This is a genomic window from Kitasatospora griseola, from assembly GCF_014648555.1.
Lineage (GTDB): Bacteria > Actinomycetota > Actinomycetes > Streptomycetales > Streptomycetaceae > Kitasatospora > Kitasatospora griseola.
The window spans coordinates 2,833-23,568 of record NZ_BMRI01000010.1; the positions used below are offsets into that span (position 1 = coordinate 2,833).

General features: G+C 71.8%; 16 protein-coding genes. 8 read left to right on the forward strand and 8 right to left on the reverse strand.

The window, feature by feature from the left end; translation table 11 throughout:
• Positions 1-1,038 (forward strand): sensor histidine kinase (locus tag IEZ12_RS14855; protein ID WP_229847551.1); only part of this gene is annotated, 1,038 nt, incomplete at its 5' end.
• Between the two features lie 142 nt (positions 1,039-1,180).
• On the opposite strand, the gene pepN is transcribed toward IEZ12_RS14855, so the two are convergent.
• Entirely contained in the window at positions 1,181-3,745 is a 2,565-nt protein-coding gene (pepN, locus tag IEZ12_RS14860; RefSeq protein ID WP_189272471.1) for an aminopeptidase N, read from the reverse strand.
• 159 nt (positions 3,746-3,904) lie between these two features.
• Between pepN and IEZ12_RS14865 the strand changes: the two genes are divergently transcribed.
• From IEZ12_RS14865 to IEZ12_RS14895, 7 genes are all read left to right on the forward strand, one after another.
• Positions 3,905-5,074: an ROK family transcriptional regulator gene (locus tag IEZ12_RS14865; protein WP_043909958.1), complete on the forward strand. Its 1,170-nt coding sequence runs from the start codon at positions 3,905-3,907 to the stop codon at positions 5,072-5,074.
• A gap of 189 nt (positions 5,075-5,263) precedes the next feature.
• The gene (locus IEZ12_RS14870; RefSeq protein ID WP_043909959.1) at positions 5,264-6,358 is read left to right on the forward strand and encodes a sugar ABC transporter substrate-binding protein; all 1,095 of its coding nucleotides are present in this window, start codon (positions 5,264-5,266) and stop codon (positions 6,356-6,358) included.
• Positions 6,359-6,498: 140 nt separating this feature from the next.
• Positions 6,499-7,287 (forward strand): ATP-binding cassette domain-containing protein, encoded by a 789-nt coding sequence (locus IEZ12_RS14875; protein WP_043909960.1) that lies wholly within the window; start codon positions 6,499-6,501, stop codon positions 7,285-7,287.
• Entirely contained in the window at positions 7,284-8,540 is a 1,257-nt protein-coding gene (locus IEZ12_RS14880; protein ID WP_189272472.1) for a sugar ABC transporter permease, read from the forward strand. The genes IEZ12_RS14875 and IEZ12_RS14880 overlap by 4 nt, the downstream gene beginning before the upstream one ends.
• Before the next feature lie 206 nt (positions 8,541-8,746).
• Positions 8,747-10,648, forward strand: coding sequence for a 1-deoxy-D-xylulose-5-phosphate synthase (gene dxs / locus IEZ12_RS14885; RefSeq protein ID WP_189272473.1), 1,902 nt, complete (start codon positions 8,747-8,749; stop codon positions 10,646-10,648).
• A 135-nt stretch (positions 10,649-10,783) separates the two neighbouring features.
• Positions 10,784-12,298 (forward strand): glycosyltransferase family 39 protein, encoded by a 1,515-nt coding sequence (locus tag IEZ12_RS14890; protein WP_229847552.1) that lies wholly within the window; start codon positions 10,784-10,786, stop codon positions 12,296-12,298.
• Between the two features lie 12 nt (positions 12,299-12,310).
• Entirely contained in the window at positions 12,311-12,763 is a 453-nt protein-coding gene (locus IEZ12_RS14895; RefSeq protein WP_189272475.1) for a hypothetical protein, read from the forward strand.
• Here IEZ12_RS14895 and IEZ12_RS14900 read toward each other — a convergent pair.
• The 7 genes from IEZ12_RS14900 to IEZ12_RS14930 form a co-directional block, all read right to left on the reverse strand.
• Positions 12,750-13,343, reverse strand: a complete 594-nt coding sequence (locus IEZ12_RS14900; protein WP_229847553.1) for an alpha/beta fold hydrolase — start codon at positions 13,341-13,343, stop codon at positions 12,750-12,752. The genes IEZ12_RS14895 and IEZ12_RS14900 overlap by 14 nt on opposite strands.
• Before the next feature lie 131 nt (positions 13,344-13,474).
• The gene (locus tag IEZ12_RS14905) at positions 13,475-13,840 is read right to left on the reverse strand and encodes a hypothetical protein (protein ID WP_189272476.1); all 366 of its coding nucleotides are present in this window, start codon (positions 13,838-13,840) and stop codon (positions 13,475-13,477) included.
• 101 nt (positions 13,841-13,941) lie between these two features.
• Positions 13,942-16,068, reverse strand: a complete 2,127-nt coding sequence (locus tag IEZ12_RS14910) for a 3-hydroxyacyl-CoA dehydrogenase NAD-binding domain-containing protein (RefSeq protein ID WP_189272477.1) — start codon at positions 16,066-16,068, stop codon at positions 13,942-13,944.
• Between the two features lie 2 nt (positions 16,069-16,070).
• Positions 16,071-17,288 (reverse strand): thiolase family protein, encoded by a 1,218-nt coding sequence (locus IEZ12_RS14915; RefSeq protein WP_189272478.1) that lies wholly within the window; start codon positions 17,286-17,288, stop codon positions 16,071-16,073.
• A 209-nt stretch (positions 17,289-17,497) separates the two neighbouring features.
• Complete coding sequence (locus IEZ12_RS14920; protein WP_189272479.1) at positions 17,498-18,733, reverse strand: HRDC domain-containing protein; 1,236 nt, start codon at positions 18,731-18,733, stop codon at positions 17,498-17,500.
• A 179-nt stretch (positions 18,734-18,912) separates the two neighbouring features.
• Entirely contained in the window at positions 18,913-19,644 is a 732-nt protein-coding gene (locus tag IEZ12_RS14925) for a response regulator transcription factor (RefSeq protein WP_043909973.1), read from the reverse strand.
• Positions 19,645-20,051: 407 nt separating this feature from the next.
• Positions 20,052-20,705, reverse strand: a complete 654-nt coding sequence (locus IEZ12_RS14930) for a DUF3000 domain-containing protein (protein ID WP_189272480.1) — start codon at positions 20,703-20,705, stop codon at positions 20,052-20,054.
• Between the last annotated feature and the right edge of the window lie 31 nt (positions 20,706-20,736).

A 20,736-nucleotide genomic window follows, 5' to 3' on the forward strand; every position in this document is an offset into this window, starting at 1 on the left:
CACCCCCTCGACGAGACCGTGCAGCGCCTGCTGCTGATCGAACTGGTCGTGTTCGCCGTCGCGCTGGCCGTCGCCGCCGTCGCCGGGACGCTCGGCGTCCGACTCGCCCTGCGCCCGCTGGAACGGGTGGTCGCCACCGCCGAACGGGTCTCCGCGCTGCCCCTGGCCAGCGGCGCGGTCGACCTCGGCGAGCGCGTCCCGGACGACGACCAGGGCACCGAGGTCGGCCGGGTCGGCGCCGCGCTGAACCGGATGCTCGGCCACATCGGCGACGCGCTGACCCGCCGGCAGGACGTCGAGGAGCGGCTCCGGGCGTTCGCCGCCGACGCCAGCCACGAACTGCGCAACCCCGTGGCCGCCGTCCGCGGCCACGCCGAACTCGCCCTGCGGCACCCGGGCCCGGTGCCCGAGCCCGTCCGGCACTCGCTGGAACGGATCACCGCCGAGTCCCGGCGCATGGGCACCGTCGTCGAGGACCTCCTGCTGCTCGCCCGCCTCGACGCGGGCCGCCCGCTGGCCGTCGAGGACGTCGACCTGACCCGGATCGCCCTGGACTGCGCCGCCGACGCCCGCGCCGCCGCGCCCCGGCACCGCTGGCTGCTCGAACTCCCCGCCGAACCCGTCACGGTCCCCGGCGACCCGCACCGCCTGACCCAGGTGGTGGCGAACCTGCTGGCCAACGCCCGCACCCACACACCCGACGGCACCGAGGTCACCCTCCGGCTCTCCGCCACCCCCGACGAAGTGCTCCTCACCGTCACCGACAACGGCCCGGGCATCCCGCCCGAACTCCTCCCGCACATCTTCGACCGCTTCGTCCGCGGCGACCCCACCCGCTCCCGCCGCACCGGCTCCACCGGCCTCGGCCTCGCCATCGTCCGAGCCGTCACCCAGGCCCACGCCGGCACCGCCACGGCACACAGCGCACCGGGCTCGACGACCTTCCGCATCACCCTTCCCGCCGAGCGAAACCAGGGGCGCGGGGAACTGCGCGCAGCGGAAGGCACCCAACAGCAAGATCGCGACGCAGGCCAGTGACCTGCACGTGCTCGCGACCCTGCGGACCGGTGTGCGCTTGTCGCGCAGTTCTCCCTCGCCATCGCCGGTCCGGAGGCACCCCCGAACACGCCGGGGGCCCGGGAGAACGCGTCCCCCGGGCCCCCACACGCACGACTCCGCGTCAGCGGTCGGCGGCCTGAGCCTTCAGCGCCCGCTCCACGCCCGCCCGGGCCTCGACGACCTGGCGGCGCAGGGCCGGGGCCGGGTCGGCGGAGGCCAGCCACGCGTCGGTGGCGTCCAGGGTGGCCTGCGAGACGGAGTACGCGGGGTACAGGCCGCCGATGATCTGCTGGGAGATCTCGTGGCTGCGGGTCTCCCACACCTGCTTCACCGAGGCGAAGTACTTCTCGGTGTACGCCGCGAGCAGGTCCCGCTGGTCGGGCTGCTGGAAGCCGGCGATGACGGCCTCCTGGACGTAGTTGGTGAGGGTGTCGGACTCGACCACGGACGCCCAGGCCTCGGCCTTGGCCTCGGCGGTCGGGCGGGCCGCCCGGCAGGTGGCGGCGTGCTCCTGGCCGGAGGAGGTGTTGTCGCGGGCGAGCTCCGCGTCGATCGCGGCCTCGTCGGCGCGGCCGGTGGCGACCAGGCGGCCGAGCAGGGTCCAGCGCAGCTCGGTGTCGACGGCCAGGCCCTCGATGGTCTCCGAGCCGTCCAGCAGGCCGGCGAGCAGCGCGAGCTGACCGTCGGTCCGGGCCGAGGCGGCCAGCGCGCGGGCCCAGGCGAGCTGGTGGTCGCTGCCGGCGGGGGCCTCGCGCAGCGAGGTCTCGGCGGCGGCGGCCCAGCGCTGCAGGCCGGTCTCGCGCCACGCCGGGTCGGCGTACAGCTCCAGCGCGACCTTGATCTGGCGGTGCACGGACTGGACCACGCCGATGTCGCTCTCGCGGCGCAGGCCGGACAGCGCCAGCGACAGGTAGTCGCGGGTGGCGAGCTCGCCGTCGCGGGTCATGTCCCAGGAGGAGGCCCAGCACAGCGCGCGGGGGAGCGAGTCGGTGAAGTCGCCGAGGTGCTCGGTGACGACGGCCAGCGACTCGGCGTCCAGGCGGACCTTCGCGTAGGACAGGTCGTCGTCGTTGAGCAGCAGCACGGCGGGCCGCGGACGGCCGGTCAGCTGCGGGACCTCGGTGCGCGCGCCGTCCACGTCGAGCTCGATGCGGTCGGTGCGGACCAGGTCGCCGTCGACCAGCTCGTACAGGCCGATGGCGATGCGGTGCGGGCGCAGCACGGCCTCGCCGCGGGCGCCGGCGGGCAGCGCCGGGGCTTCCTGCAGGACGGCGAAGGACTCGATGACGCCGTCCGCGGAGACCTCCAGGGCGGGCCGCAGCACGTTGATGCCGGCGGTCTCCAGCCACGCCTTGGACCAGGTGCGCAGGTCGCGGCCGCTGGCCTCCTCAAGGGCGCCGAGCAGGTCGGTGAGGCGGGTGTTGCCCCAGGCGTGGCGCTTGAAGTAGGCGCGCACGCCCTGGAAGAAGGCGTCCTGGCCGACGTACGCCACCAGCTGCTTGAGCACCGAGGCGCCCTTGGCGTAGGTGATGCCGTCGAAGTTGACCTGGACGTCCTCCAGGTCGTTGATCTCCGCCATGATCGGGTGGGTGGACGGCAGCTGGTCCTGCCGGTACGCCCAGGTCTTCATCTGGTTGGCGAAGGTGGTCCAGGAGTGCGGCCACTTGGAGCCGGGGGCCTCGGCCTGGCAGACCGCCTCGGCGAAGGTGGCGAACGACTCGTTCAGCCACAGGTCGTTCCACCACTCCATGGTGACGAGGTCGCCGAACCACATGTGGGCGAGCTCGTGCAGGATGGTCGCGGCGCGCAGCTCGTAGGAGGCGTCGGTGACCTTGGAGCGGAACACGTACTGGTCGCGGAGGGTGACGGCGCCCGCGTTCTCCATCGCGCCGGCGTTGAACTCCGGGACGAACAGCTGGTCGTACTTCGCGAACGGGTAGGCGAAGTCGAACTTGTCCTGGAAGTAGTCGAAGCCCTGCTTGGTGACGGCGAAGATCGCGTCGGCGTCGAGGAACTCGCGCAGCGAGGGGCGGCAGTAGACGCCGAGCGGCACGCGCTGCGCGCCGTTCTCGTAGGCGTCGAACACGCCGACGTAGGGGCCGGCCACCAGGGCGGTGATGTAGGTGGACATCCGCGGGGTGGGCTCGAAGGTCCACACCCGGGTGTCGCCGTCGCCGGTGGGCTCGGGGGTCGGCGAGTTGGAGATCACGACCCAGCCGGCCGGGGCGGTGACGGTGAAGGCGAAGGCGGCCTTCAGGTCGGGCTGCTCGAAGTTGGCGAACACCCGGCGGGCGTCCGGGACCTCGAACTGGGTGTACAGGTAGGTCTCGCCGTCGGCCGGGTCGACGAAGCGGTGCAGGCCCTCGCCGGTGTTGGTGTAGGCGCAGTCGGCGACCACCCGCAGCTCGTTCTCGACGGCCAGGTCGGGCAGCGCGATGCGGCTGTCGGAGAAGTTCTCCAGCGGCAGCGCGCGGCCGTTGAGGACGATTTCGGTGACCGCGGGGGCGACCAGGTCGATGAAGGTGGAGGCGCCGGGCTCGGTGGCCGTGAACCGGACCACGGTGGTGGACCGGAAGGTGCCGCCCTCGCGCGCGGAGCTCAGGTCGAGCTCGATGTCGTACGCCTCCACATGCAGGAGTGCGGCCCGGGTGCGGGCCTCCTCACGGGTCAAGTTGGTGCCAGGCACGCAGGACTCCTTCGTCAGAGCTTGGTTACCGGGCATCCTCCCACGTGCGTAACGATCCGTGTTCGTACTTGACGGGCCCTCCGATCGGTACCGGAGCATAGAGTTCAGAAGTTGAAGCTGGACTTTGGACGAACGCAAGTGCGCCCTGGAGGGTGGAACATGTCGACGGACACACCGGGATCGCAGTCCTCGCTGCACCGGGCGAATCTCGAACGGGTGCTGCGGGCGGTGCGGATGGCCGGATCGCTGACCCAGGCCGAGATCGCCCGGGGCACGGGGCTGTCGGCCGCGACGGTGTCCAACATCGTCCGGGAGCTCAAGGAGTCCGGCACCGTGGTGGTCGCCGACACCTCCTCGGGCGGGCGCCGGGCGCGCAGCGTCTCGCTGAGCGGGGACGCCGGGATCGTGGTGGGCGTGGACTTCGGCCACACCCACCTGCGGGTGGCGGTCGGCAACCTGGCGCACCGAGTGCTGGCCGAGGAGAGCGAGCCGCTGGACGTGGACGTCTCCGCCCAGCAGGGGTTCGACCTGGCCGAGCGGATGGTGGCGCGGCTGCTGGAGCAGGCCGGTTTCCGGAGCGACAAGGTGATCGGCGTGGGCCTGGGCGTGCCCGGCCCGATCGACCAGGAGACCGGGGCGCTCGGCTCGACCGCGATCCTGCCCGGCTGGACCGGGGTGATGCCCGGTCAGGAGCTGGCGCAGCGCCTGGGCATGCCGGTGCACGTGGACAACGACGCCAACCTGGGCGCGCTGGGCGAGCTGGTCTGGGGCGCCGGGCGGGGCCTGGGCGAGCTGGCGTACATCAAGGTGGCCAGCGGCGTCGGCGCGGGACTGGTGATCAACGGCCAGATCTACCGCGGCCCGGGCGGCACGGCGGGTGAGATCGGGCACATCACGCTGGACGAGGCGGGCCCGGTGTGCCGCTGCGGCAACCGCGGCTGCCTGGAGACCTTCGTGGGCTCCCGCTACCTGCTCAACCTCTTGAACGCCAACCACCCGGGCGAACTGACCCTCGGAAAGGTGGTGCAGCTGGCCCAGCAGGGCGATCTGGGCTGCCGCCGGGTGATCGCCGACGCCGGCCGCCAGATCGGCATGGGCGTGGCCACCCTGTGCAACCTGCTCAACCCCCGCCGGGTGATCCTGGGCGGTGAGCTGGCCGAGGCCGGTGAGCTGGTGCTTTCCCCGATCCGAGACTCGGTGGCCCGGTATGCGATCCCCAGCGCCGCCCGCCAGCTGTCGGTGGTCCCGGGGACGCTCGGCGGCCGCGCCGAGGTGCTCGGGGCGTTGGCCCTGGTGATGAGTGAGATGGGGGAGACGGGCGGGATCTGAGTCGCTCCGAGGGGCTCCTGAGAGCCCCTGACGGGCCGTCCGATCTCGACTGAGCCTTCAGGAAGATAACGAAAGGGTTTGAATCCCTGGGGTCGATGCTTTACTTGTTGACGACAAGCTCGGTGACGGGGTTGACTCCTGCCCACCTCGCCGCAATGTTGCGGCTCTGTCAGGGAGGCACCCCCCACCATGAACGCAATGATGCGTCGCGTCGTCGTCGGCACCGCCGCTGTCTCGATGGCACTGACCATGGCCGCGTGCGGCAAGGCCGGCAGTGACAAGAAGGACGGCGCGGCCTCGGGCAACAACAAGTCGATCGGCCTGCTGCTGCCGGAGAACGCCTCCTCGACCCGCTACGAGTCCTTCGACAAGCCGTTCATCGAGGCGAAGGTCCACGAGCTCTGCTCCGACTGCAAGATCGAGTACGCCAACGCCGAGGCCTCCGCGTCGAAGCAGAAGCAGCAGTTCGACACCCTGATCGCCCAGGGCGTCAAGGTGATCATCCTGGACGCGTTCGACGCCAAGGCCACCCAGACCTGGGTGAAGGAGGCCGCCGACAAGGGCGTCAAGGTCGTCGCGTACGACCGTCTGGCCAGCGGCCCGGTCTCCGCGTACGTCTCGTTCGACAACGAGAAGGTCGGCGAGCTCCAGGGCCAGGGCCTGGTCGACGCCCTCGGCGCCAAGGCCGCCGAGTCCAACGTCGTGATGATCAACGGTGACGACGCCGACCCGAACGCCGCCCAGTTCAAGACCGGCGCGCACAAGGTGCTGGACAGCAAGGTCAAGGGCATCGTCTACGAGCAGAGCGGCGAGTGGAAGCCCACCGTCGCGGGCCAGAAGATCGGCGCCGCCATCTCCTCGCTCGGCAAGGACGGCTTCCAGGGCGTCTACTCCGCCAACGACGGCATGGCCGGTGCGATCATCACCCAGCTGAAGTCGCAGGGCATCAGCGTCCCGGTCGGCGGCCAGGACGCGAGCCTGGACGCGATCCAGCGCCTGGTCTCCGGCGACCAGGCCTTCACCATCTACAAGGCCTACAAGCCGCTGGCCGACGCGGCCGGCGAGCTCGCGGTCAACCTGCTCCAGGGCAAGGACGTCAAGGGCGTCGCCACCTCCACGGTCGACAGCGGCGCGGACAAGGGCATCCCGTCCGTCCTGCTGGACCCCAAGGTCGTCACCAAGGCGAACATCAAGGACACCGTGATCGCCGACAAGCTGTACAAGGTCGCGGACATCTGCACCGCCGACTTCGCCGCTGCCTGCACCGCGGCCGGCCTGCAGTAGTACCCGCCCGGCGGGGGCTTCCTGACCACCCGGAAGCTCCCGCCGGCCCTTCTTGTTCCCGCAGTCCCACCCCGCGCGTCCGGACCGGCGCGCGGGTCGCCCGTGTCGGAAACGTCAGGTCCGACACGGAACTCAAGGAGATGGTTCACGTGACAGGCGCACCCGTACTGGCGTTGCGCGGGGTCTCCAAGCGCTTCGGTGCCGTCCAGGCGCTCACCGACGTGCAGCTGGAGGTCCATGCGGGCGAGGTCGTCGCCCTGGTCGGCGACAACGGCGCCGGTAAGTCCACCCTGGTCAAGACCATCGCGGGCGTCCACCCGATCGACGAGGGCGTCATCGAGTGGGAGGGCAAGCCGGTCTCCATCGGCCGCCCGCACGACGCGCAGGCGCTCGGCATCGCCACCGTCTACCAGGACCTCGCCCTGTGCGACAACCTCGACGTGGTCGGCAACCTGTTCCTCGGCCGTGAGCTCAAGCGCTTCGGCACCCTGGACGAGGTCGCCATGGAGAAGCGCGCCCGCGAACTCCTCGACACCCTGTCGATCCGCATCCCCAGCGTCCGGATCCCGATCGCCGGCCTCTCCGGCGGCCAGCGCCAGGTGGTCGCGATCGCCCGCGCCCTGGTCGGCGACCCGAAGATCGTCATCCTGGACGAGCCCACCGCCGCCCTCGGCGTCGAGCAGACCGCCCAGGTCCTCGACCTGGTCGAGCGGCTGCGCGAGCGGGGCCTCGGCGTGATCCTGATCAGCCACAACATGGCCGACGTCAAGGCCGTCGCGGACACCGTCGCGGTGCTCCGCCTGGGCCGCAACAACGGCAGCTTCGAGGTGGCCACCACCTCGCACGAGGAGATCATCTCCGCCATCACCGGCGCCACCGACAACGCGGTGACCCGTCGTCAGGCCCGTATCGCGGAGGACGCCAAGTGAGCACCGAGACCCCCACCACGCCCACCCCGCCCGCCGTCGACCCGCGCCTGCTGGTCCGCAAGGAGGGCCTGGCCGGCTACCTCGACGAGTTCGGCCGCAAGGTCCGCAGCGGCGAGCTCGGCTCGCTGCCCGTCGTGGTCGGCCTGATCATCATCGCCGCCGTCTTCCAGTGGAAGACCGGCCACTTCCTCAACGCCGACAACGTCACCAACATCACCAAGTGGATCGCCGGCCCCGGCCTGATCGCCACCGGCGTGGTCTTCGTGCTGCTGCTCGGCGAGATCGACCTCTCGCTCGGCTCGGTGGCCGGCGCCACCGCCGCGATCTCCTCGGTGCTGGCCGTCCGCCAGGGCGTCAACGAGTGGCTGGCGGTGCTGATCGGCATCGCCGCCGCGGTCGCCCTGGGCGCCCTGCACGGCTTCTTCTTCTCGAAGATCGGCGTGCCCGCGCTGCTGGTCACGCTGGCCGGCATGCTCGCCTGGAGCGGCCTGCAGAACCTGGTCATCGGCAAGCTCGGCACCGTCAACAACCTCAACGACGGCGTCATCGCCAACCTGGACACCTACTTCCTGGGCGACGGCGACATCCTCTGGGCCTGGCTGGCCGCGATCCTCTCCATCGCGCTGTTCGCCGCCGGCCAGCTGCTCGACGCCCGCCGCCGCACGGCCGCCGGCCTGCCGGCCCGCCCGATCGCCGAGATCGCCATGCGCACCGGCGTGCTCGCCGTGATCGTGCTGGTGGTCGCCTACGTGCTCAACCAGGACCGCGGCCTGCCGCTGCCGCTGGTGCTGTTCGTCGGCATCGTCGCGATCACCGACTTCGTGCTCCGCCGCACCGGCTACGGCCGGCAGATCTTCGCGGTCGGCGGCGGCATCGAGGCGGCCCGCCGGGCCGGCATCAACGTCGCCTGGGTGCGCACCTCGGTGTACATGATCTCGGCCGGCCTGGCCGGTCTCGGCGGCCTGTTCATCGCCTCCCAGCAGGGCTCGGCGGACAAGGGCCTCGGTGGCGCCAACATGCTGATGAACGCCATCGCGGCGGCCGTCATCGGCGGCACCAGCCTGTTCGGCGGCCGCGGCAAGACCTGGTCGGCGCTGCTCGGCATCCTGGTCATCCAGTCCATCACCACCGGCCTGGACATGGTGGGCGCCGAGCAGGCCATCCAGTACATGATCACCGGCGCGGTGCTGCTCGCCGCGGTGGTCCTGGACTCGGTCTCCCGCCGCACCCAGAAGTCCAACGGACGCGGCTGACCCGGCACCACCCGCAACCGCGCGACCGGCACACTTCCCCGCCCTAGCGGGGCCGGTCGCGCGGTTCGGTGCTTTTCCACCCCTGCCACCCGAACGGGGGACGGGGTTGCCCGCCGCACTACGCCCGGGTAATGGACATTAGACTCAAGCGGGGCGTACGCCCTCCGGGCCCGAGCGGGCGCGAGAACTTGGACGAGGAGGAACGGGTGGCCCTGCTGACCCGTATTCGGGGACCGCGCGATCTCGATCGACTCACCCCCGCGCAGCTCGCGGAGCTCGCGGAGGAGATCCGCGCCTTCCTGGTGGAGGAGGTCTCCAAGACCGGCGGCCACCTCGGACCCAACCTCGGCGTGGTCGAGCTGACCCTCGCCATGCACCGGGTCTTCGACTCGCCGCGCGACCGGATCCTGTTCGACACCGGTCACCAGAGCTACGTCCACAAGCTGCTGACCGGCCGCCAGGACTTCTCCCGGCTGAAGATGAAGGGCGGCCTGTCCGGCTACCCCTCGCGCGCCGAGTCCGAGCACGACGTGATCGAGAACTCGCACGCCTCCACCGTCCTCGGCTACGCCGACGGACTCGCCAAGGCCAACAAGATCCAGGGCCACAAGGACCGCCCCGTGGTCGCCGTGATCGGCGACGGCGCGCTCACCGGCGGCATGGCCTGGGAGGCGCTGAACAACATCGCCGACAGCCAGGACCTGCCGATCGTCATCGTCGTCAACGACAACGAGCGGTCCTACTCGCCGACCATCGGCGGCCTCGCCAACCACCTGGCCACCCTGCGCACCACCCAGGGCTACGAGCGCTTCCTGTCCTGGGGCAAGGACGCGCTGCAGCGCACCCCCGTGGTCGGCCAGGCGATGTTCGACACCCTGCACGGCGCCAAGAAGGGCCTGAAGGACTTCATCGCCCCGCAGGGCATGTTCGAGGACCTCGGCCTGAAGTACCTCGGCCCGATCGACGGCCACGACCTGCAGGCGCTGGAGTCCGCGTTCACCAAGGCCCGCAACTTCGGCGGCCCGGTCATCGTGCACTGCATCACCGAGAAGGGCCGCGGCTACCACGCCGCCGAGAACAACGACGAGGACCGCTTCCACGCGGTCGGCGTGATCCACCCCGACACCGGCCTGCCGGTCAAGACCGCCGGCAAGGACTGGACGTCGGTGTTCGGCGAGGAGATGGTCGCGCTCGGCCGCGAGCGCCGCGACCTGGTCGCCATCACCGCCGCCATGCTGCACCCCGTCGGCCTCGCCCCGTTCGCCAAGGCCTACCCGGAGCGGATCTTCGACGTCGGCATCGCCGAGCAGCACGCCGCCGTCTGCGCCGCCGGCCTGGCCACCAACGGCCTGCACCCGGTGGTCGCGGTCTACGCGACCTTCCTCAACCGGGCCTTCGACCAGGTCCTGATGGACGTCGCGCTGCACAAGCTCGGCGTCACCTTCGTGCTCGACCGGGCCGGCGTCACCGGCACCGACGGCGCCTCCCACAACGGCATGTGGGACATGTCGATCCTGCAGGTCGTCCCCGGCCTGCGGCTGGCCGCCCCGCGCGACGCCGAGCAGGTCCGGCTCCAGCTGCGCGAGGCCGTCGAGGTGGCCGACGCCCCGACCGTGGTCCGCTACTCCAAGGGCAACGTCGGCCCCGCGGTGCCCGCCGTCGGCACCGTCGGCGGCATGGACGTGCTGCGCCGCCCCGAGGCCGATTCCGCGGACGAGGCCGCCGACGTGCTGATCGTCTCGATCGGCGCGATGGCCCCGACCTGCCTGGAGGCCGCCGAGCTGCTCGCCCAGCAGGGCATCAGCAGCACCGTGGTCGACCCGCGCTGGGTCAAGCCGGTCGACGCCGCGCTGCCCGGCCTGGCCGCCCAGCACCGCCTGGTCGTCACCGTCGAGGACAACGGCCGGGCCGGCGGCGTCGGCTCCGCGATCGCCCAGGCGCTGCGCGACGCCGACGTGGACGTGCCGCTGCGCGACTTCGGCATCCCGCAGGAGTTCCTCGACCACGCCTCGCGCGGCGAGATCCTCGACGAGATCGGGCTCACCGCGCCCGCCATCGCCAAGAAGATCGAAGCACTGGTCAGCACCCGCTCCTTCGCCCGGAGCTGACCACCCGCAATCCCCCCAGCGCACCGTCACGGGACCGCCTTTTGGCCCTGTGACGGTGCGCTTATTGTCGGACAGTCACACTCATTCGTGGACTGCCCCTGACTACGTCCGTCCACGCCCGGTAGGTTGTCACCCGTGTCCCACACCCTCACGAGCAGCCCACGTGCCCTTGCCGAGCGCCTCCCAGAGCGCCTCCGCACCGGGTACTGGACCAGACTGGTCCCGCTGCTCGCCGTGCTGGCCACACTGACCCACCTGCCGTCCTTCCTGCGCCCCGTGTGGAGCCCCGACGAGGGCTACCTCGCCACCCAGGCCCGGATGCTCGCCGACGGCGGCGTCCTCTACGACACCGTCGTCGACCGCAAACCCCCGCTGCTGCCCTGGCTGTACGAAGCCTGCTTCGCGCTCTTCGGCTCCGCCTCGCTCTGGCCGCTGCGCACCCTCGCGATCGTCGCCCACCTCGCCACCGCGATCCTGCTGGCCTCGCTCGCCCGCGGCCGCTGGGGCGACAGGGCCGGGCGCTACGCGGGCATCCTCTACCTGCTGGTCTCCATCGGTCTCTCGCCCGAGGACACCCAGGCCGCGACCTTCGAAGTCTTCATGCTGCCCGCGATGGTCGCCGCCTTCCGCTACGCCGAGCGCCGCCGATGGCTGGCCGCCGGCATCGCGGTCGCGCTCTGCTCGCTCACCAAGCAGACCGGCGGGGCGGTCATGCTCCCCGTGCTGTGGATGCTCCTCCAGGACAGCCGCCGCCGCGGCGTCCGCTGGCCCCCCGCGCTCGCCAAGATCGGCTTCGGGTTCGCGCTGCCGATAGCGCTGGTCGCCGTCATCCTCACCAAACCCAAGGGCTTCCTGTTCTGGGTCGTCACCGGCTCCGGCGACTACGCAGGCCTCGGCTCCGACTGGCCCCAGATGATCGGCCGCGCACTCGGCAACTCCGCCATCCTGATGAGCGCCGGCCTGGCCTTCCTGCTGCCGTTCGCCCACCGCCTGTGGCTGCGCCACCGCCGACGACCCGTCCCCGCCCGCGGACCCGAGCACGGCTCCACCGTCGACCTGTGGATGTGGCTCGCCTCCTCGGTGATCGCCGTCTCGATCGGCTTCCACTTCTTCGGCCACTACTACCTCCAGCTGATGCCCCCGCTGGTCCTGCTCGGCGTCGGCGCCGTCGCCACCTCCGCGATCTCGTGGCGGCCCGTCCTGATCTACTCCGCCCTCGCCAGCAGCTTCTTCTGCGTCCTCGCCGTCCTCTGGCCCGGCCAGCGCCTCACCCAGACCACCGAGGTCGCCACCGCCGTCGCCGCCCAGACCACCCCCAAGGACACCGTCCTGATCTGGGGCATGCACCCCGAGCTCTACTGGCTCGCCGACCGACGCCCCGTCACCCGCTACCTCACCGCCGGCTTCCTCACCAACTTCAGCGGCGGCAAGGGCGCGGACAAGGTCGGCGAACAGTACTCCGTCGCCGAGGCCTGGCAGACCTTCGACAACGAGATCTCCACCAACGGCTTCCCCGAGGTCGTCGTCGACGACTCCGGCACCTCCCCCTACCAGCCCGACATGGTGCCCCGCATCGCCACCCTCCTCAACACCCACTACGAGGTCGTCGGCGTCACCGGGGACACCGTCATCTACCGCCTCAAGAAGTAGGACCGGCCGGTCGTGGGCTGCTGCCTGGAGGCCGTCGTCGCGGCCGAGACCCTGCTCCGCGCCAACGCCGCCGACCTCCCCGCCACCCGCGTCGTCCCGCTCGCCCAGGGCCTCGCGCTGCTCCCGATGAGCGACGGGCTGGACGAGGCGATCAGGGGCGACGGCCCCCGGCTCGCCCCGTTCCGGATGCTCCCGAGCGGCTTCGAGCGCACCCTCGCCGCCTGGTCCGCGACCAGCCCCGTCGCCTACGTCGAGGCCGACATCCGGGGCGTCACCGGCGACCGGTCCGCCGCCGTCCGGACCGCCGGCGCCCTCACCCTCGGGCCCCTGTTCGAGTCGGGCTACCGCCCGATCTCCCTCGCCCGGCGCCACCTCGGCGCCCACGCTGACAGCCACCCCGACGAGTTCGACGCCATCGGCCTGGGCCGCCACGGCCGCACCGAGGACCGGCTCAAGGACGACTGAACCCCGCCAGCGCCGCCACCAGCCCCTCCGGCCGGAACAGCGGGTGCGGCGGCTCCGGACACCCCGGCAGCTCCACCGCCCCCGGCACCAGGGCCAGCAGCGCCTCCGCCGTCCGCCGCTGGTGCACCGGGTTCTCCGGCACCGCCGGCAGCACCCCCACCGGCATCCGAAGCCCCGTCAACTCCCCGTCCGCGACCCCGCGCAGCACCCCGCCCGCCAGCAACGGCGCCACCTCGGCCGGCAGCCGCCCGTCCACCCGCGCATCCCCCGCCGTCGCCGGCCACGCCAGCACCAGCCCCCGCACCCGCTCCGGCAGCGCGAGAGCCACCCGCACCGCCGCCGAGCACCCGTTGGACCCACCCACCAGCACCACCGGCCCGTCCGGCAGCCCCGCCGCCAGATGCTCCGCCTCCGCCGCCCAACTCCCCGCCCGCATCGCCCGATCCGGCGCACACACCGCCACCCCGGCGCCCCGCAACCCCGCCACCACCCCGGTCCGCCCCCAGAACCGCTCGGCGTCCATCTCCTCGTCCCACAACCCGCCGTGCACCAGCACCAGCACGCCAACGGCCCCCTTCATGCAGAAACCCGGCAGCATACCGGGCTACAGACCGGTGACCTGGCAGATGTAGACGCGCTGCTGGCGAGGGACGACGAAGTAGGCGAAGAAGCCGTTGCTCACGGCGGCCGTCCTCAGACCCCAGGACCAGGTCATCCGTTCACCGCCGCGTAGGCCCGGTTGAAGATCTCCAGGCTCTCGCGGACGGCATCGCTCCAGCGGGAGTCGTCGCGCTCAAGGGTCTGCACGGCGTGTTCGGCCTCGCGCAGGCGGGCGGCGGTACGGAGGCTGCGGGCGACCTCGATGTGGGCGGCCCAGGTGTTCAGGAAGGCGCGCAACGGGTCGATGGAGCCGGCGTGGACGGCGAGAGCGAAAGCTTCGTCCTGTTGCTCCGTCATCTCCGGGAGACGGTGCGGGGCGACGGCAGCCAGGGCTGCGCGGAGGGCATCGGGGGTCTTCTCGGGGCGCGGAATCAGCTCGTCGTCGCGGTATGCGGAGTGGTCGGGCTGCGCGGTCATCGGGTCCTCCCTGGGGTGGCCCGGTCCAGCGTTGTCGCGCGAACGCCGACGGGCGGCACTCCCGTCCCGGAGGAGAGGAGTGCCGCCCGTCAGTGGGTTCGTCAGGCGGGGACCGAAGCCAGGCCCGGGGCCAGGAACTTCTTGCCGTTGACGCGCTCGGAGACGCCCTCGCGGTCGAGGTACGGGGTGATGCCGCCGAGGTGGAAGGGCCAGCCGGCGCCGGTGATCATGCACAGGTCGATGTCCTGCGCCTCGCCGACGACGCCCTCGTCGAGCATCAGGCCGATCTCCTGGGCGACGGCGTCCAGGGCGCGGGCGCGGACCTGGTCCTCCGTCAGGACGGAGTCGCCGAAGGTGAGGAGGGCGAGGACCTCGGGGTCGAGGACCTGGGCGCCGTCCTGCCAGATGTAGAAGCCGCGCTTGCCGGCCTTGACGACCTTGCCGAGGTTCTCGGAGACGGTGAACCGCTCCGGGAACGCGCCGTGCAGCGTCTCGGAGACGTGCAGGGCGATGGCCGGGCCGACCAGTTCGAGCAGGGCGATCGGGGACATCGGCAGGCCGAGCGGCTTGACCGCGGCCTCGACGGTCTCGAACGAGGTGCCCTCGTCGATGATGTTCTGGATCTCGCCCATGAAGCGGGTCAGGATGCGGTTGACCACGAACGCCGGGGCGTCCTTGGTGAGCACCGCGGTCTTCTTCAGCTTCTTGGCGACCCCGAACGCGGTGGCCAGCGAGGCGTCGTCGGTCTTCTCGGCCCGGACGATCTCCAGCAGCGGGAGGATCGCGACCGGGTTGAAGAAGTGGAAGCCGACCACACGCTCCGGGTGCTGGAGCTTGGACGCCATCTCGGTGACCGACAGCGAGGAGGTGTTGGTGGCCAGGATGGTGGTCGGCGAGACCACCGCCTCCAGCTCCGCGAACACCTTCTGCTTGACGCCCATCTCCTCGAAGACGGCCTCGATGACGAAGTCCGCGTCGCCGAACGCGACGGCCTTGTCGAGGTGGCCGGAGACCAGGCCCTTGAGCTTGTTGGCCTTGTCGCCGCCGATGCGGCCCTTCGCCAGCAGCTTGTCGATCTCGCCGTGGACGTAGCCCACGCCCTTGTCGATGCGCTCCTGGTCGATGTCGGTGAGCACCACCGGCACCTCCAGGCGGCGCGCGAACAGCAGCGCCAGCTGGGAGGCCATCAGACCGGCGCCGACCACGCCGACCTTGGTGACCGGGCGGGCCAGCGACTTGTCCGGCGCGCCGAACGGCTTCTTCGCGCGGCGCTGTACCAGGTTGAAGGCGTACAGGCCGGCGCGCAGCTCGCCGCTCATGATGAGGTCGGCCAGCGCGGCGTCCTCGGCGTCGAAGCCGGCCTGCAGGTCGCCGTCCTTGACCTGCTGGATGATGTCGAGCGCCTTGTACGCGGCCGGAGCGGCCCCGTGCACCTTGGCGTCGGCGACCCAGCGGCCCCACAGCACGGCGTCGTCCCACGCCTTGCCGCGGTCGAACTCCTCGCGCTCGACGACCACGTCGCCCTTGAGGACCTTGGCGGTCCACAGCAGCGACTGCTCCAGGAAGTCGGCCGGCTCGAAGATCGCGTCCGCGATGCCGAGCTCGAAGACGTCCTTGCCCTTGAGCTGCTTGTTCTGGGCCATCGAGTTCTCGACGATGACCTTGACCGCCTTGGCCGGACCGATCAGGTTCGGCAGCAGGGTGCAGCCGCCCCAGCCGGGCACCAGGCCGAGGAAGACCTCGGGCAGCGAGAACGCCGGGACGCCCGCGCTGACGGTGCGGTAGGAGCAGTGCAGGCCGACCTCGACGCCGCCGCCCATCGCCGCGCCGTTGTAGAACGCGAAGGACGGGACGGGCAGCGCGGCGATCCGCTTGAAGACGTCGTGGCCGCCCTTGCCGATGGCCAGCGCGTCCGAGTGCTCCTTGAGCACCTCGACGCCCTTGAGGTCGGCGCCGACCGCGAAGATGAACGGCTTGCCGGTGATCGCGACGGCGACCACCTTGCCCTCGGCGGCCTCGGCCTCGACCTGGTCCAGCGCCTCGGACAGCTTCGCCAGCGAACCCGGGCCGAAGGTGGTCGGCTTGGTGTGGTCGAAGCCGTTGTCCAGGGTGATCAGCGCCAGCTTGCCGGCCTGCAGCGGCAGGTCCAGGTGGCGCACGTGCGCAGTGGTGACGACCTCGCCGGGGAACAGTCCGGCGGCGCGCTGCAGCATCTCAGTGGTGCTCATGGTCACTTACCACCCTCGAAGTGCGGGTTCTCCCAGATGACGGTTCCGCCCATGCCGAAGCCGATGCACATGGTGGTCAGGCCGTAGCGGACGTCCGGGCGCTGCTCGAAGCGGCGGGCCAGCTGGGTCATCAGACGCACACCGGAGGAGGCCAGCGGGTGGCCGAACGCGATCGCGCCGCCGTACGGGTTGACCCGCTCGTCGTCGTCCGCGATGCCGTAGTGGTCCAGGAACGCCAGCACCTGGACGGCGAACGCCTCGTTGACCTCGAACGCGCCGATGTCGTCGATGGTCAGACCGGCCTTCGCCAGCGCCTTCTCGGTCGCCGGGACGGGACCGATGCCCATCACCTCGGGCTCGACGCCCGCGAACGCGTAGCTCACCAGACGCATCTTGACCGGCAGGCCCAGCTCGCGGGCCACGTCCTCGGCGGCCAGCAGCGAGGCGGTCGCGCCGTCGTTCAGGCCCGCCGCGTTGCCCGCGGTGATGTTGCCGTGCGGACGGAACGGGGTCTTCAGACCGGCCAGCGACTCCACGGTGGTACCCGGGCGCATCGGCTCGTCCGTGGTCGCCAGGCCCCAACCGGTCTCGCCGATGGCGGGGTTGGTGTTGCGGATCGCGATCGGCACCAGGTCCGGCTGGATGTCGCCGTTGGCGTACGCCTTCGCCGCCTTCTCCTGCGAGCGCACCGCGTACGCGTCGCACCGCTCCTTGGTCAGGTGCGGGAAGCGGTCGTGCAGGTTCTCCGCCGTCATGCCCATGAACAGGGCGGACTCGTCGACCAGCTTCTCCGAGACGAACCGCGGGTTCGGGTCCACGCCCTCGCCCATCGGGTGCCGGCCCATGTGCTCCACGCCGCCGGCCACGACCACGTCGTAGGCGCCGAACGCGATGCCGCCCGCGGTGGTGGTGACGGCCGTCATCGCACCCGCGCACATCCGGTCGATCGAGTAGCCCGGAACGGACTTCGGCAGACCCGACAGCAGCGCGGCGGTACGGCCGATGGTCAGACCCTGGTCACCGATCTGAGTGGTCGCCGCGACGGCGACCTCGTCGATCCGCTCGACCGGCAGGCTCGGGTTGCGGCGCACGAGCTCGCGGATGCACTTGACGACCAGGTCGTCCGCCCGCGTCTCGTGGTACATGCCCTTCGGGCCGGCCTTGCCGAACGGGGTGCGGACGCCGTCGACGAAGACGACGTCCCTCGCGGTACGAGGCACGGGGGCTCTCCTCCCAAGGGGGACATTGCTGGGCGAGCGCGAAGAGAAACCGCGCTGCTACGCGACCCAATCTACCCGCGAGTAACAACGGCGGGCAAGGAGGTGAAAGAGTGAGCGAGAACGCACCACGGGAGCGGGTGGGCGCGAAAACAGGGGCGCGTGGGGGTACCTCCCAGCCCTGGCGGGCCGGGAGGTACCCCCACGCGCTACTACTCGCCCGCCGTCTTGAACGCCTCCGCCAGCGCCGGAGCGACCAGCTCCGTCTGCCAGGCGCGGGCCCCCAGGGCCCGCAGGGCGTCGGAGATGGCCGTCGCGTCCGGCTGCGCCGGGGGCTCCCAGGAGACGCGGCGGACCAGGTCGGGGGTGATCAGGTTCTCCGCCGGCAGGTGGTGCTGCTCGGCGAGGGCGGTGACGGCGGCGCGGGCGCCGGTGAGGCGGGCCGCGGCGACCGGGTCCTTCTCGGCCCAGGCGCGCGGCGGCGGCGGCCCGTCGTGCGGGGCCGTCGCGGAGGGCAGCGCGGACTCCGGGATCTCCCGGGCGCGTTCGATCGCGGCCAGCCACTGGTCGAGCTGGCGCCGGTTGACCCGGGGCCCGAAGCCCTGGACGGCGATCAGCGCGGGCACGTTGAGCGGCATCGCGAGGGCCGCGTTGACGATCGCGGTGTCGGCGAGGACCCGGCCGGGGGAGACGTCGCGTTCGCGGGCGATCCGGTCGCGGGTCTGCCAGAGTTCGCGGACGGCGGCGAGCTGCCGGCGGCGGCGGACCTTGTGCAGTTGGGAGGTGCGCCGCCAGGGGTCGACCCGGGGGGCGGGGCGGGGGGCGGCGGCGAGGGCGGCGAATTCCTGGTGGGCCCAGTCGAGCTTGCCCTGCCGGTCGAGTTCGGTCTCCAGCGCGTCGCGCAGGTCGACCAGGACCTCGACGTCGAGCGCGGCGTAGCGCAGCCAGGGTTCGGGCAGCGGACGGGTGGACCAGTCGACGGCGGAGTGTTCCTTGGCGAGGGAGAGGCCGAGGACGTTCTCGGTCATCGGGCCGAGGCCGACCCGGGGGAAGCCGGCGAGCCGGCCGGCGAGTTCGGTGTCGAACAGCACGCCGGGGTGCATGCCGACGTCGAACAGGCAGGGCAGGTCCTGGGTGGCGGCGTGCACGACCCATTCGGTGTCGTGGATGGCGTCGTCCAGCGCGGACAGATCGGGGCAGGCGATCGGGTCGATCAGCGCGGTGCCCGCGCCCTTGCGGCGCAGCTGGATCAGGTAGGCGCGCTGGCCGTAGCGGTAGCCGGAGGCGCGTTCGGCGTCGACGGCGACGGGGCCGGTGCCGGTGCGGAAGGCCGCGATGGTGGCAGCGAGCGCTTCGGGGTCCGACACCACCGGTGGGAGTCCGTCCCTGGGTTCGAGGAGCGGAACCGGGGCGATCTCTTCTGGGATGGAGGCTACGGCGTCGGTCACCTCCCTAGGGTACGTCGTGTGCCGCCGCCGGGAGTGTTGTCCGACTGGTCGGACCATGTTCGAACCTGTGCCGGTGGGCGGCGGTCGGCCGAGCGGACAGGACGACGGGTCGTCACCGGAGCGAACGGGAACGGCCCGGAGGAAACGTTCCTCCGGGCCGCCACCAGGGACGATGCGGATCAGTGGATGATTCCGGTGCGCAGCGCCACCGCGACCATCCCGGCCCGGTCGCCGGTGCCGAGCTTGCGGGCGATGCGGGCCAGGTGGCTCTTCACGGTGAGCGCGGACAGGCCCATCGCGACGCCGATCGCCTTGTTCGACTGGCCCTCGGCGACCAGCCGCAGCACCTCGACCTCGCGGCCGGACAGCTCGCGGTACGCGGAGGGCTGCGCACCGGGCGCGCCGGGAGCGCCGGGGGCGGCGCCGGGCTGGCCGGGGGCGCCGTGCATTCCGGGGTGGTGGTGGCCGGGGATTCCGGGGCGGCGCATCCGGCCGGCCAGTCCGGCGCCGATCGGCAGTCCGGGGCGGCCGGGCATCGCCATGCTGGTGCGGGTGCCGGTGACCACGTAGCCCTTGACGCCGCCGGCCAGGGCCGAGCGGACCGCGCCGATGTCGTCGGCGGCGGACAGCGCCAGGCCGTTGGGCCAGCCCGCGGCGCGGGTCTCGGCCAGGACGGTCAGGCCGGAGCCGTCGGGGAGGTGGACATCGGCGATGCAGATGTCACGCGGGTTGGAGATGCGGGGCCGGGCCTCGGCGATCGAGGAGACCTCGATGACGTCGCGGACACCGAGCGCCCATAGATGCCGGGTCACCGTGTTTCGGACTCGGGGATCAGCGATGACCACCATGGCGGTGGGCTTCGTCGGACGGTACGCGACCACGTTTGCGGGGTGCTCAAGAAGGACCGACACCTGGGGCCTCCTGCGGGGGAGTGGCGGACGGAACCCCGAGGGGGCGGTCGGAGTGTTCCGCGTCTGGAAAGGGTCACTGACACCTTCGGCATCAACCGTGACCGGCTTTAGCGGGTGATCACGATCTGGTGAGTAACAATACGGACAAATCGTGCAGACGACCGGTACGACGTGCCCGGAAATCGCACGGATTCGATCGTTCTCGGCGACACGCTGATCGGAAACGGTCGGTTAATTGACCGGGAGCGTCTACGAAGTCACACTCCGTCAGCCCTGCGGGTGGTCGCCGGACCGGGGCGTGCGACTGTCCCCCCGGGGTGTCTACGGGGCGGAGGGCGCGGGACAGCCGTGCGAGCGGCGGCGCGGGGGCGGGACGGGAAGAAGCGGCCGGGGCGGCCGGGACGCGGTCAGTGCGGGTTGCGCGGCCGGCGGCGGGCCGGCATCGGGACCACGCCGCCGAGCCCGCCGGAGTCGCCGGCCGGCGACGGGGCGGACGGGGCGGGCGGCAGCCCGGCGCACACGCACAGCAGGTCGGCCCAGGCGGCCAGGTGCCGGTCGAAGCGGCCGTCGGCGGGCGTCCAGGACGCGCGCAGCTCGATCTCGGTGGAGGCGCCGCGCTCGGCCAGCCCCCCGAAGTACTGCGAGTGGCACCTGGTCACCGTGCCGCTCGGCTCGGCGTACCGGGCGCCGTGCGCCTGCAGGGCGTCCATCAGCCAGCTCCAGCCGACCTCGGACAGCAGCGGGTCGCCCGCCATCTCCGGCTCCAGCTCGGCCCGGGTCATGGTGACCACCCGGAAGTCGCCGTTCCAGGCCTCCGGCGAGGACGGGTCGTGCAGCAGCACCAGGGTGCCGTCGGCCAGCTCCTCGCCGTCCACCTCGACGGAGGCGGACAGTGCGAAGGAGTAAGGGGCCAGTCGGCGGGGGGCGGGCCGGGGGGACAGCCGCACCTCGGGACGCAGCCGCGCCCCGGTCAGCGCCTCGACCGCCTCGCGGAACTCGATCGGCGCCGACTCCCCGCCCGTTCCTCCACCCTGTGCGGATTGCCCGCCGACCGCTGCCATGCTCGGAAGCCTAGGTGGCGCGGGCCCGCAA